Raw genomic sequence first — 12178 nt, forward strand, 5'->3', positions numbered from 1 at the left:
CCAGTCGTGCCTCAATCCCAAACGCCTATCCCAAGGTTTCCGACCCTGATTGCGCTTGCCTTGCGTGTGATGCCGTTGGCCCCGTTGTCCCTCTCGCTAACCGCCTACGCAAAGGCCGTAGCCCGCCGCCACCCAGGACTGTTCCGGCGACTCGGTGAATATGATCACACACTTTTCATTCTTGACCCGACTGATTTGCCGTTTGTCATTTGTCTCGACCCGAATGGGGGGAGGCCGCGCGTGTCTGTTGTCCGCCGAAATGCCGAAGGTGATGCGCGAATTGCAGGGCCTCTAGCCGCGTTATTGGGGTTGGTGCATGGGGCGTTTGATGGTGATGCCCTGTTCTTTTCGCGCGATCTGGTGGTCGAGGGCGACACGGCTGCAGCCTTGGCTCTGCGCAACGCTGTCGATGACGCCGAACTGGACCTTTCACAGGAAATGTCCCGCATATCCGGCCCGCTTGCCGGTGCGGTGAACCATGTGCTGGCGATCGTCGAGCGCAATACTGGTGTCTGCTTGGCTCGGTCAGAGGATTCAGAGGCATGGTAATGGAAATCGTTTGTCCCGCAGGGACACCAGCGGCCCTGCGTGCAGCAGTAAAAGCTGGTGCGCACACGGTATATTGCGGTTTCAACGACGAAACCAACGCCCGTAATTTTCCAGGTTTGAACTTTGACCGCTCAGAGATGCGTGAAGGGGTGGCGTTTGCACATTCACATGGGGCAAAAGTTCTGGTGGCGATCAATACCTTTCCGCGTGCAGGCGACGAAGCGCTTTGGCACAGAGCTGTGTCTGACGCCGGGGACGTAGGGGCCAACGCCGTCATTCTGGCTGATCCGGGGCTGTTGGATTATGCCGCACGCCGACATCCTGAATTGCGGCGTCATCTGTCGGTTCAGGCCGCTGCAGCAAACGCGGATATCATCAACTTTTACGCCCAAGCCTTTGACGTAAAGCGGGTTGTTCTGCCCCGCGTGTTGTCGGTTCCCGAGATTGCAGCGATCAACGCCGAAACAGATGTCGAAACTGAGGTTTTCGTCTTTGGCGGCTTGTGTGTCATGGCCGAGGGGCGCTGTTCGCTGTCGTCCTATGCAACCGGAAAATCACCCAATATGAACGGCGTTTGTTCGCCTGCCAGCCATGTGGACTACCTTGAAAACGACGGCGTTCTGGATGCCCGTCTGGGGGATTACATCATCCACCGGGTCGGCAGTGGCGAGGCTGCGCCTTACCCGACGCTGTGCAAGGGGTGCTTTCAGGCAGGCGAAGAAACTGGACATCTGTTCGAGGACCCGGTGAGCCTGAATGCTGGGCAGCTCATCCCGCAACTCCAAAAAGCTGGCGTTACCGCGCTCAAGATCGAAGGTCGCCAGCGATCAAAATCATACGTCGCGCAAGTCGTGAGAAATTTCCGAAACGCGGTGGATGCACTAAAGGCCGGACAGCCGATCCCCGAAGGCATGTTGGCAAACCTGTCCGAAGGGCAGGCCACGACCACCGGCGCCTATAAGAAAACCTGGAGGTAGCATGATGGACCTGACCATTGGCGCAAATCAGTTCTTTTGGCCAGCAGAACGCTGGACCGCGCTCTATGATGAACTGGCCGATGCGCCAGTTGACCGCGTGGTCTTGGGCGAGATGGTCTGTTCCAAAAGGCTGCCGTTCTATCAGGATCGCCTACTTGATGCGGCCACGACATTGCTGGATGCGGGCAAAGAAATCGCCCTGACCAGCCTGGCCTTGGTGACCCTCAAACGCGAGCGCAAGCTCACGGCTGAACTGGTCGAGATGGGGCTCGAGATCGAGGTGAACGACTTGACCACACTTGCCTATTTGCCTGAAGTTGCGACCTTTTCCGTCGGCCCGCTGGTGAATGTCTACAATGAAACGACCGTAGCATGGCTCGCGTCGAAAGGTGCCAAGCGGATATGCTTGCCACCCGAATTGCCGCTGGAATCGGTTCAGATCCTTGCACAGGCGGGGGCCGACCGTGGCGTCGCAATCGAGGTTTGGGGGCATGGGCGCGTGCCACTTGCGATTTCTGGACGCTGCTATCACGCGCGGCTGCATGGGCGCACCAAAGACAATTGCCAGTTTGCTTGCGAGGATGATCCCGATGGTCTGGAGGTTCGCACTCTTGATGATGAGCCCTTTCTGGCGATGAACGGCGTGCAAACCCTGTCCGACACATACGCTTGCGCTGTTCACCAAATTGACGCGCTGCGCGACGTGGGTGTTGCGGCATTGCGCCTCTCACCACAGTTCACAGGGTTTGTCGCACTTTGTGGCCTGTATCGAAAACGGCTGGATGGTGAACTGACCAACGCGGCGTTGGTCGATGCGATTACAAAAAGAGATTGCGCCACCCGGTTATCCGATGGCTTTCTATTGGGGAATGCCGGTGTTGCATGGTCGGGTGGCAACAACCGTGCTGATCAAGGCGGGTAACAGAATGAAGATCGCGTATGTCAGTTCAGATAAGCAGGGGGAAACTGACCTGTTGTTAACGGCTGTTGCAGAGCAGCTGTCAAAAGATGGTTGTTCACTTTCCGGTGTCGTCAAGGAAATGAATTACGCCAGCAGCTTTGAAAACGGCTGTGATATGAAAGTGCGCGTTTTGCCCGATGGTCCGGTTATCAAGATTACCCAAGATCTTGGCGCAGGGTCAGGCGCTTGCCGACTTGATCCCGGTGCCATCGCAAATGCGGTTTCCAATGTGGAAACTGGCCCGCTTGCTCAGGCTGACCTGTTCATACTCAACAAATTCGGCCCCGAAGAGATGGCAGGCCGTGGATTCGTCTCTGCGATCGGATCAGCGGCCAGCTTTGGCGTGCCCGTTCTGGTTGGAGTCTCGCGTCCGAATATCCCGGCTTTTGTGGCGTTTTCCGACGAGCTGGCGCAAGCGCTCCCGCCGGACTTTGATGCGATCCTGAACTGGAGTCGCGCAGAGATCTGATGGGCCTTACCCTGCGCCTTTCGGCACAGGAAGCGCGCCTGTCTTGTAGGGCGTCCAGTCCTCGATTTCTGGATAGAACTGCTTTCTCCATGCGCGGACTTTGGGGTTGAATATCCGTCGCCACAGTGGCGGGATCATCGCCAGCGCCGTCATTGGCGGATAGCCTGTGGGCAGCATCGGCACTTGCGATTTGTCGTAGACCTGCAACAGCGGATAGCGGCGCATCGGGTGAACATGGTGATCGGCATGGCGTTGAAGATTGATCAACAACAAGCCGGATACCCGATGCGCTGAATCCCACGAATGGTGCGGCTTGACCGGTTCATATGCCCCATCCCCAAGGTATTTTCGGGTCAGGCCGTAGTGCTCGACGTAATTGGTAAGTTCAAGCTGCCAGATGGCAACAATCGCCTGAAACGCGAACAAACCGACCCCAGTCCAGCCACCTATCGCAAAGGCGAGGGCAAGGAATACGGTTTGCAGGGCAAGGTATTTCCAAATCGGATTGGACAGATACAAAGGCGACCTGTTGCGGCGTGCAAGCATCGCCTTTTCCGCCCGCCACGCTGAACCGAAACCGGTCAGCAAAATGCGAAAGAATGCGCGGTGAAACCCTTCGTTGTAGCGGGCCGTGACCGTGTCCCGTGGCGTGCCGACATAGGGATGATGCACCAAGAGGTGCTCGGTCCGGAAGTGCCCGTAAAGCACAAGCGCCAGGAGTAGATCGCCAAGATTGCGTTCGACCCGGTTGGGTTTGTGCATCAGCTCGTGGGCGTAAACAATGCCGACGATACCAGTGGTGACGCCAATCCCTAACATGATGCCAAGGGTTTCCAACGTTGAATGCGGGTTGCCATGCGTCAAATACCAAAGCGTGCCAAACACCAGCAGGACCTGTATGGGGAACCAGATCCACGTCAGCAGGCGGAACCAGAACAATTCGGAATCCAGGGTGTCGGGGTCGGGGTTGGTTAGGTTCTTGCCCAGAACGATGTCCAGCATGGGCATCAGGACCCATCCGTAAAACGGGATCAGAAGAATGGTCCAGCCGCCTTGCAACACGGCCAGAATGACCAGTGGAACAAAGGTCATGGTTATCCAATAGGGCCAGGCCTGTGGCGCGCTCTGCTTGGATGACGTTTGGGTGCTGTTGGTCATTGGGTCGTGTCCTTTTCGAGTATATCGGTCCGGGGTGTCAGCCGCAGGCGAATGCCGTTCTTTGATCTGACGGTCAGTTGAGCGACGGGCACCGGCTCATCGCCCTCAACGACGTCAAATCGATAGGCCCGTACCAGCAGCGACAGCAAAAGCGGCCCTTCTGCCATTGCAAAAGCCGATCCCGGGCAAACCCGTGCGCCCGCAGAGAAGGGGATATAAGCACTGCGCAAGCATTCCCTGCCGTTTGCTGTTTCGAACCGACCGGGGTCAAATTCATCGGGTCGCTCCCACAGCCGCACGTGGCGGTGCAGGTGCCACGGGCTCAGGATCACCTGCGAGCCGCGCCGAATGCTGCGGTCGCGAAACTGCTCTGGGCGCCCGGCCTCGCGCACATACATCGGCACTGGGGGGTAAAGTCGCATGGCTTCGCGGAACACCGATCTGGAAGCACGCAGTTTCGAAAGGGCCGAGAAATAAATCTTGTCCGGTTCAAGGGCAATTGCGGCCTCAACGGCGAGTTTGTGCTGCCATTCCGGATAGCGGGCCAGTAGATAGAGTGCCCATGCCAGTGCTGCGGCCGAGGTCTCGTGTCCGGCGAGAAAAAAGATCGCGACCTGATCAATCATTTCGTCGGTTTCGAAAACCCGTCCCGTTTCTGGATCGGGGGTGGTCATAATCTTGGTGGCAAGGTCATCGGGCGCAGAACCTTCGGCAATGGCCTTGGCCCGCGCATGGGTCAACTGCCCGATCAAGTCACGAATGGTGCGCGCGGTCATTCGGGTTTCGCGCGAGTGAAACCGCGGGAGCCACCGCGGCAAAGGCAGAATGGCGGTGATATTTGCCACAGGCTGGGCGGCCTGATGGGCGCGAAAGGCTTCAAATGCGGCATTGGTGATCTCATGTTCGATCGGCACCGAAAACAACGTGCGAAAGATCACATCCATCGCGACATGGCTGGTCTGCGCCTCGATCTCGACGGGGGACCCATCGGCCAGCGGCTTTAGACGTTCGACCGCCGCCACACCGCTATCCCACATCGCTGGAAACACCGTGCGCAGACGTCCGCCTTCGAATGCGGGGTCGATGATCCGGCGTTGGTGTTCCCACAATGCGCCGTTCGAAATGAAGACAGACTCGCCCAGCAGCGGTTTCAACCCCACCCGAACCCGTTCGGATTTCGGGAAGTCCATTGGCCGCTTTTTCAGCACCAAATCGACAAGTTCGGGATCATTGCACAGATAGGACCGAAAGAAAGGCGTGCGCATTTCCGCCATCCACGCGCGATAGAGATGCGCGGGTTGCGCAGACAGGATGTCTTTCTTGAATAACTTGAAGTACGCCAGAAGCGAGACCTTGCCTTTGCGCGCCTCAGGTTTGGGAGGGATTGAAGGTGTCGTACCGGCCTGTTGATCAGACACTTGGACTCTCCGCCAAATTGCAACAAGGTTATAAGTGAAAGGTACTCTTCGCGCATAAGCGGTAAGCTGCTATTGACGATCGTCAAATTTCCATAAAAATATGCTGTTTCCAACCTGTCGAGGGTTAGTCGCGTTGGTCGCATCGACTGGACAACATATCCAAACTAGGGTGTGAGAAACCGCAATACTCCACTGAATGATTACGAAACAGCAAATGCCAAACGACGACATCTTTAACCACCCTTGTGGAAAATGCGCCCACTATGAAGCGAGTGTCTGGCAGCCCGTTGATCGGTCTGGGATTTCTGTTCTGACGAAAGGGTTTTCACGTAAGGACTTTGGTGAAGGCGAAGCCGTTTTTGAGCAGGACGACCAAAACCGCGGAGTGTTTTGTGTTTCCAAGGGGCTCATTGGACTACGCACGCTTCAGGCTGACGGCACATCGACGCTTTTGCGCCTCGCCTCGCCCGGAGAGATCATCGGGTTTCGATCATTCCTTGGCAGTGGGCGCCACCAAACTGAGGCGCGCGCGCTGGTCCCGTCGCGGGTTTGCATCGTCGCGCACCGTGATGCGGACCGCGTGGTGCAAGGCAATCCTTCCGTGTTGGCAAAGTTGGCGTCGCGATGTATTTCCGAAATTGATCGCAACCACGCGCGGATCATTGCATCCTCGACGACCTCCAACAAAAAGCGGCTTGCTGACTTGTTGCTGCGGCTCATGAACGACCACGGAGAACCAATTGGCGATCAATTGTGCATGCATCTGCCCTTGTCCCGTTCAGATCTTGCCAGCCTGATCGGTGTTCAACCGGAAACGATGTCGCGTTTGGTCAAGCGGCTTGAAAAAGACGGGTTCTTTGCGATTTCCGGACGGGACGTACGAATTCCGATCACTCAACCGAAGTTGCGAACGGCACGTGCACAATAGCTTGATTTTGTGATCTAACGGGATGATAGATCGTTTCGGCACGCGCCTTGATGTCCGCCACGAGTTCGGCGTCGGTTTGAACATCATTTCCGGCCAAGACTTCGGCTTTGATATGTGTCGCCAAGGCAGGTGCCGCCATAACGCGACGGGCCAACTTCAGGCCATCTAGAAGGACCAATACGTCGTCGGGATGGCTTAGGTAGTTTGCCTCTATCTCTGCGTGTCTCTAGCGTTCAATCTTGCGTCGTTCTGTGATACTCAGTTATGTATAGACGGCTCCCATACCGGTTCCTCGCGTTAGATAAGCTATTATTTTCTAACAAGATTCGCATTTTGGGGGTAGCGCGCATCGTTCAATTATGAGGAAACCAACGCGTAGCAGAATTATGCAAAGCAGATCGTTCCCAACGATTGAGATATGCAATGTGTTGGCGCTAGTATCACTCAAGCTACTTCCTGTTCAGGTTGCAATGCAATCGCCAGCCACTCAAGAATTGGCTCATCAGATGGAACCAGATGAACAGCGTCAGGGCCCGCGAATTCTTTGAACGCTGCCAGATTGAGAGCGTTGACCCCCACGAGAACTGGAATTTCAAGCTCTAGTGCTGTGGCAATGATGGTTCTGAAGCCGCGACCATCGGCTTCATGCTTGCCGAACTTGTTGATGATCAAGAGGTCCACATTTGGATCAAGTTGCGCCTCCGCCAGGCCGACGGCAGTCTCCAATGCAGCAGGGTCCAGCCTGCATCCCTTAGAGCCCAATCCAAGATCTTGTGAAATGCGCAGAACCGGACCGTCTGGCAAGACCTGAACATCCATGTCGCACGGGCCATTTGCACGATCCGTATTGATCTGAACTGTGCCGCATGTTGTGTAGCCTTGCGAAGCGAGCGTGTCGGCCAGCCGTGAAAGCAGAAGGTCGGTATCGCCGCTGCCTGGAGCCATTGTGTAAGCGATCTTCATATCTTGTTGTCCTCGTCCTTCAAAAAGGGTGAAACTCCACCAATGCACCACAGGGCAATTCCTCGGTGCCGGCAGGAATGAAAAGCAAGCCGTCCATTTCAGGAAGCAGTGACACCCTACCCGAATGAGTTGCCTCCGCGAATTCAGCGATCTCTCGTCCCGCGCTATCAAAGCCCGTCAGGCGCGCCAGCCGTAGCTCACATCGTCCCGGTTTATGATGAAGCGTATGTTGCAAGACCACATGCCGTCGGCGGACGGGCCTCTGCGCTTCTCCGCTGAGGGACCTGCAAAGGGCTGAACCGAAGATTTGCCACGTCACGAAAGCAGACAGTGGATTACCGGGCAGTCCAAGCCAGACCGCTCGCCCAACATGTCCAAACGACACTGGCTTGCCGGGCTTTAACGCGACGCCGCTAAAGGCAATTTTGGCGAAAAGCCCAGCCAAGGCTGGCTTCACATGGTCTTCTTCGCCGACTGATATGCCACCAGTCGTAACGATCAGGTCCACCTCTTGCGACAGAGCGTCCAGTTGTGCGCGCAGCGCGGGGAGCGTGTCGAATGCAACTTGGACGCTGCACAGCTCAATGTCAGGTGTCGCCAGCGCGGTGCAGAGCATCGGCGTATTCACATCCCATATCGCAGCGGCGCCCCTCGCCTCACCTTGCTGGGCGACCTCATCGCCGGTGACTACGAGGGCTACGCGGATGCGTCGTGTGACGCACACCTCGGCGTGTCCGGCGGCCGCGCAGGCCGCGATGTCTCGCGGAGTGAGGAGGCGTCCCGCTGGAGCGATCGTCTTTCCCCTCGCCATGTCTTCGCCGACGCGGCGAACATGAGCGCCCCGTTTGACGGCATCGTGCAAACGGACATGGGTGTCAGTGCACAAAACCTGTTCCTGCATCACGACAGCGTTTGCACCGTCTGGAAGAGGTGCGCCTGTAAAGATCTGTATCGTACTCCCGTGCTTGAGCGTGTTGCTCGGGACATGCCCTGCTGCAACGCGCCCTACGACTGTCAATTCCCACGGCCCTTCACCAGATAGGTCGCCCGTATTGATTGCGTACCCGTCCATGGCGGCATTATCAAAAGGCGGAACCATTCCAAGCGACTGCACAGGTTTTGCAAGCACCCGCCCTACGGCTTGCGCTAGCGGGACATGCTCGGTTTCAGGAACAGCCTTTGTCAGGCGCGCAATCCGAGCCAACCCCTCATCAATACTGATCAGTGGATCCTGATGCTCGAGATCGTCACACCCGCAACCGCTGCTTTCGATCTTTTGGATGACGGTCATTGCGCGGCCTCCGCCTGAAAATGGCCCGGCCCAACTGTGCAATCCAGATCGCGAAGCCGTCCGTCTTTCAGGCCATAGATCAGCCCATGGACACGGATGCTGACGCGTTTCCGCCAGGCCCGTTGAAGAATGGGCGTCTCAGTTACCCGGCGGACGCCCTCCACCACATTCAATTCCGCGAGCTTGTCTCTGCGTGCCTCGTCATCGCCCTGTTGTGCCAAATCGACGGCATAGGCTCGGGCAAGACGCCGGATCGGTTCAAGCCAGTGGTCCGCCAAGCCGTGGGGTAGGTCTTCGGTCGCCGCCTTGACCCCGCCGCACCCATAGTGACCGCATACGATGATCTCGCGGATCTTGAGCGCATCTACGGCAAACTCCAGCGCCGAAAGCATATTCATATCCGACGAATGGATAACATTTGCCACGTTGCGGTGCACAAACACCTCGCCTGGATCGAGGCCGGCGACGACATTGGCAGGCACCCGGCTGTCAGAACAGCCGATCCAGAAGAATTCAGGCAATTGCCGTGTTGCCAGACGCGCAAAATAGCCGGGTTCTTCTGTGTTTTTCTGTTCAGACCATTTCACGTTACGGTCAAGAAGGTCATTCAGCATGTCTCATTCTCCGAGCGTTGGTGTTAGACTGCGGCGCTCCAGCATGTGCCTTCTCATTGTGTTCAGGTCCGCGTCGGTTAGTCTCGCCCGGGCGATCGGAAGGATGACCGCGTTTTCGAGGATCAAGTGGCGGCGCGCATGATGGGAGAAATCCGTCATTCGCTCGCAACCCGATTGGGAGGGCCGCGAGTTAGGTTTATCGAGACCTCTGATGATCGCGACAATCGCCGGCGCGTCGGCGATGGCATGGTCATGATCAGATTGAAGCTTGTCGATCACCTTGTCGATTTCATCTTCCGGCTCACAGCGTTTCAGCATCATCGGAAACAGATCAATTTCTTCATCAGCCAGATGTTGCGGCAGTTCCGCTTCCAGAAAGGTGAGGACTTGGTCGATCTCTGCGCGTTCCATGGATGCAGAGGCGACAATCCGATCGATCACAGCGCAGACCTCCCGTTCGCGCATATGATTTTCGGCGATGAAGTCTAGTGGATTGTCCAAGTTGGAAACATCTGCAGCCTCACCTCTTGCCGTTCTCAAGAGTCGTTCAGGTACTTTTCCCATCGTCCTCTCCTCCCAGTTAGACCATGCTCAGGTCTGCCCCCTCGATATCTGAGGCTTCGACCAATTGAGTGATGAAGGTACGGGACTGCCGCGCCCAAGCTGCTTTCTCCATTGCTTCGGAAATTTTCACGCGAACGGCTTCGAATGGCAGCACTTGCCCCAACGCAACCGCATCCATTCGGATGATGTGATAGCCATGGCGGGTAAGAACCGGCTCTGTCGAAATCTCGCCTTCAGCAAGGTGACGCAGGGCAGCCTCGAACTCAGGAACGGTGTCGTTCGGGCCAAGTTGGCCGAGCGTCCCGCATGAAGTCTTAGACCCGCAATCGCTCTCGCGTGCGGCCAGTGCCGCGAAACTCTTTGGTTCACCCAGCACCAAGGCAAGCAGCTCCTTGGCTCGGATGAGCGCTTTGGCGCGTGCTGCCTCGTCCCGTGGATCGCAGGCGCACAGGATATGGGATACTTCCCAAAGCGGCGGTGTTCGAAAGCGCGTCGGATCTTTTTTCCATTCGGATGCGATATCCTCCTGGGTTGGGGAAACAACATCGATTGCCTCCTCTAGGAGGCCCCTGATCAGGGCCTCCTCTTCTGTTTCAAACCGCCCCGGGCCGACCTCATTGGGTTTTGCCTCGACGCTGCGGGATCGCGCTTCTTGCAACAACAAGGTGCGGATTGCGACGGCATTGGCCGCCTTGCGCCAAGCGATACCAGGTTTGCCTTTCGGCGCGTCCTGGTTCTGCGTCTCCGCAGCAACCAGGGCGTGGGGAACATGCTCGCCGTTGACGACCAGCTCTGGAAAGAGTGCTGCGTTCATTTGCTTTACTCCGCCAGTGTCGCTTTGGTATCGGCACGCTTGGGCAGCGCTTTTTGACGGCGCGAGCGCACGATCTGATAGCCAGGCCGCAAAAGGTACCGGAACGGTGCTGCAAAGCCCGAAACCAGGTGAACTAACCGCGAGAAGGGGAAGAGCGCCGTGATGATTAAGCCAAGGAAGATGTGCAACTTGTAGAGCCAATGAACGTCTACCACTGTGACCCATGCATTGATGTTCCAGGTGACGATGCTCTGCGACCAGTTCATGAAACGCACCATCTCGGAGCCGTCCATGTGTTGCAGCGTCTGCGTGATTGTCAGCAGACCAATGGCCAGTTGCAGCCAGATCAACACCATGATGGTGATATCCATCGTGCTGGAGGTAGCGCGAATGCGCGGTTCTGTCAGACGACGATGCAACAGCAAGGATGCACCGATCAGGGCCGCGATGCCAGCTGGTCCACCAATAATGACGGCCATCCATTGCTTGAGCGCATAAGGCACGCCCAACGCGTCCAGCATCCAAACGGGCGTGAAGAGACCGACAAGGTGTCCACCAAAGATTGTGATGATCCCAACATGAAACAGGATCGACCCCCAGATCAGTTGTTTGGACTTTAGTAGCTGACTAGAAGAGCTTTTCCACGTGTATTGGTCGCGGTCATAGCGGGCGATTGACCCCACAACGAGGATTGTCAGCGCGGCATAGGGCAATATGCCGAAGATGATGAAGTTGATATCGAAGTTCGAGAACATGTCTTGTCTCCCTATTCAGCCGCGTGTCGCGGAGCGGGGTTAACGGGCAGATCCATCTGCGCGAGCATTTCGCGCGCTTGGGGACATCCAGCATTGGGATCCGGCCCGAAGAGCACTTCGCTTTCTTCCCAAACCTCATCGAGCGCTTCCAGATCGGTCGGATCATCGTCAGGCTGCGCAAGCATCTCGGCAACAGCGTCCTGATCGGCCTTCACCCCGGCCAATTGCAAAAGGCTGGCGAATACAGCGCCATAAGGGCTTTCCCTCCGGACAAGCCGGGCGTTCAGGGCCTCAAAGATATGGGCTGCATCCGCCAGAGTATCCTGTGCTTCTGCGAAGGGACGCGTCGACAGGAATTCCAGCAAAACAGGCAAGTGATCCGGGAGTTCCGAGGTGACGGGATCAAACCCGCCGTCCCGATACGTCTCGACCAACGAGACCATGGCGCCGCCACGATCCCGGCTTTCTCCGTGCACGTGCTCGAACAGGTTGAGCGACAAGGTGCGCGAGCGATCGAACAGCAGGACGAACTGCTCTTCGAGGTCATAGATGTCATGTCCGCTCAGCTGCTCCATCAGCGGGCGTAACGCCCGACGGGCTGCTGCTGTGAGACGTGTGTCCGAGGCCAGAACGGCGCCGATTTCGGGCATCGCCTGCTGCAACTCACGCGTCGGGTAGCTCAGGATGAGTGATAGTGCTTTTAAAGTCCGGTCCATA

15 protein-coding genes are annotated in these 12178 nt (G+C 56.9%); 5 read left to right on the forward strand and 10 right to left on the reverse strand.

Annotated elements, in window-relative coordinates; genetic code table 11:
* Window positions 1–69 precede the first annotated feature (69 nt).
* The 4 genes from JZI28_RS20900 to JZI28_RS20915 are packed head-to-tail and all read left to right on the forward strand — an operon-like array spanning window position 70 to window position 2956.
* Complete coding sequence (locus tag JZI28_RS20900; protein WP_375700266.1) at window positions 70–549, forward strand: SCP2 domain-containing protein; 480 nt, start codon at window positions 70–72, stop codon at window positions 547–549.
* On the forward strand, window positions 549–1526 hold the full coding sequence (locus JZI28_RS20905) for a peptidase U32 family protein (protein WP_375700267.1): 978 nt from the start codon (window positions 549–551) through the stop codon (window positions 1524–1526). The genes JZI28_RS20900 and JZI28_RS20905 overlap by 1 nt, the downstream gene beginning before the upstream one ends.
* Before the next feature lie 4 nt (window positions 1527–1530).
* Entirely contained in the window at window positions 1531–2448 is a 918-nt protein-coding gene (locus JZI28_RS20910) for a U32 family peptidase (protein ID WP_375700268.1), read from the forward strand.
* Window positions 2429–2956, forward strand: a complete 528-nt coding sequence (locus tag JZI28_RS20915) for a DUF2478 domain-containing protein (protein WP_375700228.1) — start codon at window positions 2429–2431, stop codon at window positions 2954–2956. Before JZI28_RS20910 ends, JZI28_RS20915 begins: the two co-directional genes overlap by 20 nt.
* A 6-nt stretch (window positions 2957–2962) precedes the next feature.
* On the opposite strand, the gene JZI28_RS20920 is transcribed toward JZI28_RS20915, so the two are convergent.
* Both JZI28_RS20920 and JZI28_RS20925 read right to left on the reverse strand, forming a co-directional pair.
* Window positions 2963–4114, reverse strand: a complete 1152-nt coding sequence (locus JZI28_RS20920; protein WP_375700229.1) for an alkane 1-monooxygenase — start codon at window positions 4112–4114, stop codon at window positions 2963–2965.
* Window positions 4111–5532: a cytochrome P450 gene (locus JZI28_RS20925; RefSeq protein WP_375700230.1), complete on the reverse strand. Its 1422-nt coding sequence runs from the start codon at window positions 5530–5532 to the stop codon at window positions 4111–4113. The genes JZI28_RS20920 and JZI28_RS20925 overlap by 4 nt, the downstream gene beginning before the upstream one ends.
* A gap of 214 nt (window positions 5533–5746) precedes the next feature.
* Between JZI28_RS20925 and JZI28_RS20930 the strand changes: the two genes are divergently transcribed.
* A complete protein-coding gene (locus JZI28_RS20930) occupies window positions 5747–6460 on the forward strand; it encodes a Crp/Fnr family transcriptional regulator (RefSeq protein ID WP_375700231.1) in 714 nt (237 codons plus the stop codon).
* On the opposite strand, the gene JZI28_RS20935 is transcribed toward JZI28_RS20930, so the two are convergent.
* The 8 genes from JZI28_RS20935 to narJ all read right to left on the reverse strand — a co-directional run bounded on the left by JZI28_RS20935 (window position 6423) and on the right by narJ (window position 12177).
* Window positions 6423–6674 (reverse strand): GMC oxidoreductase, encoded by a 252-nt coding sequence (locus JZI28_RS20935; RefSeq protein WP_375700269.1) that lies wholly within the window; start codon window positions 6672–6674, stop codon window positions 6423–6425. The genes JZI28_RS20930 and JZI28_RS20935 overlap by 38 nt on opposite strands.
* 230 nt (window positions 6675–6904) lie before the next feature.
* Entirely contained in the window at window positions 6905–7423 is a 519-nt protein-coding gene (locus JZI28_RS20940) for a DUF2478 domain-containing protein (protein ID WP_375700232.1), read from the reverse strand.
* A gap of 19 nt (window positions 7424–7442) precedes the next feature.
* Window positions 7443–8714 (reverse strand): gephyrin-like molybdotransferase Glp, encoded by a 1272-nt coding sequence (gene glp, locus JZI28_RS20945; protein WP_375700233.1) that lies wholly within the window; start codon window positions 8712–8714, stop codon window positions 7443–7445.
* A complete protein-coding gene (locus tag JZI28_RS20950; protein ID WP_375700234.1) occupies window positions 8711–9328 on the reverse strand; it encodes a carbonic anhydrase in 618 nt (205 codons plus the stop codon). Before JZI28_RS20950 ends, glp begins: the two co-directional genes overlap by 4 nt.
* Before the next feature lie 3 nt (window positions 9329–9331).
* Window positions 9332–9892, reverse strand: a complete 561-nt coding sequence (locus tag JZI28_RS20955; RefSeq protein WP_375700235.1) for a hemerythrin domain-containing protein — start codon at window positions 9890–9892, stop codon at window positions 9332–9334.
* A 16-nt stretch (window positions 9893–9908) separates the two neighbouring features.
* Entirely contained in the window at window positions 9909–10706 is a 798-nt protein-coding gene (locus tag JZI28_RS20960) for a peptidylprolyl isomerase (protein ID WP_375700236.1), read from the reverse strand.
* Between the two features lie 5 nt (window positions 10707–10711).
* Window positions 10712–11461: a respiratory nitrate reductase subunit gamma gene (gene narI / locus JZI28_RS20965; RefSeq protein ID WP_375700237.1), complete on the reverse strand. Its 750-nt coding sequence runs from the start codon at window positions 11459–11461 to the stop codon at window positions 10712–10714.
* An 11-nt stretch (window positions 11462–11472) separates the two neighbouring features.
* Window positions 11473–12177, reverse strand: a complete 705-nt coding sequence (gene narJ, locus JZI28_RS20970) for a nitrate reductase molybdenum cofactor assembly chaperone (RefSeq protein ID WP_375700238.1) — start codon at window positions 12175–12177, stop codon at window positions 11473–11475.
* Window position 12178: the final 1 nt, after the last annotated feature.

Origin of the sequence: Pseudophaeobacter sp. TrK17 (genome assembly GCF_042192375.1) — a bacterium.
Taxonomy (GTDB): domain Bacteria; phylum Pseudomonadota; class Alphaproteobacteria; order Rhodobacterales; family Rhodobacteraceae; genus Pseudophaeobacter.

Coding starts and splice junctions, on each gene's coding strand:
- JZI28_RS20900 (WP_375700266.1), top strand. CDS start 70: ATGCCGTTGGCCCCGTTGTCCCTCTCGCTAACCGCCTACGCAAAGGCC.
- JZI28_RS20905 (WP_375700267.1), top strand. CDS start 549: ATGGAAATCGTTTGTCCCGCAGGGACACCAGCGGCCCTGCGTGCAGCA.
- JZI28_RS20910 (WP_375700268.1), top strand. CDS start 1,531: ATGGACCTGACCATTGGCGCAAATCAGTTCTTTTGGCCAGCAGAACGC.
- JZI28_RS20920 (WP_375700229.1), bottom strand. CDS start 4,114: ATGACCAACAGCACCCAAACGTCATCCAAGCAGAGCGCGCCACAGGCC.
- JZI28_RS20930 (WP_375700231.1), top strand. CDS start 5,747: ATGCCAAACGACGACATCTTTAACCACCCTTGTGGAAAATGCGCCCAC.
- JZI28_RS20940 (WP_375700232.1), bottom strand. CDS start 7,423: ATGAAGATCGCTTACACAATGGCTCCAGGCAGCGGCGATACCGACCTT.
- glp (WP_375700233.1), bottom strand. CDS start 8,714: ATGACCGTCATCCAAAAGATCGAAAGCAGCGGTTGCGGGTGTGACGAT.
- JZI28_RS20950 (WP_375700234.1), bottom strand. CDS start 9,328: ATGCTGAATGACCTTCTTGACCGTAACGTGAAATGGTCTGAACAGAAA.
- JZI28_RS20955 (WP_375700235.1), bottom strand. CDS start 9,892: ATGGGAAAAGTACCTGAACGACTCTTGAGAACGGCAAGAGGTGAGGCT.
- JZI28_RS20960 (WP_375700236.1), bottom strand. CDS start 10,706: ATGAACGCAGCACTCTTTCCAGAGCTGGTCGTCAACGGCGAGCATGTT.
- narI (WP_375700237.1), bottom strand. CDS start 11,461: ATGTTCTCGAACTTCGATATCAACTTCATCATCTTCGGCATATTGCCC.
- narJ (WP_375700238.1), bottom strand. CDS start 12,177: ATGGACCGGACTTTAAAAGCACTATCACTCATCCTGAGCTACCCGACG.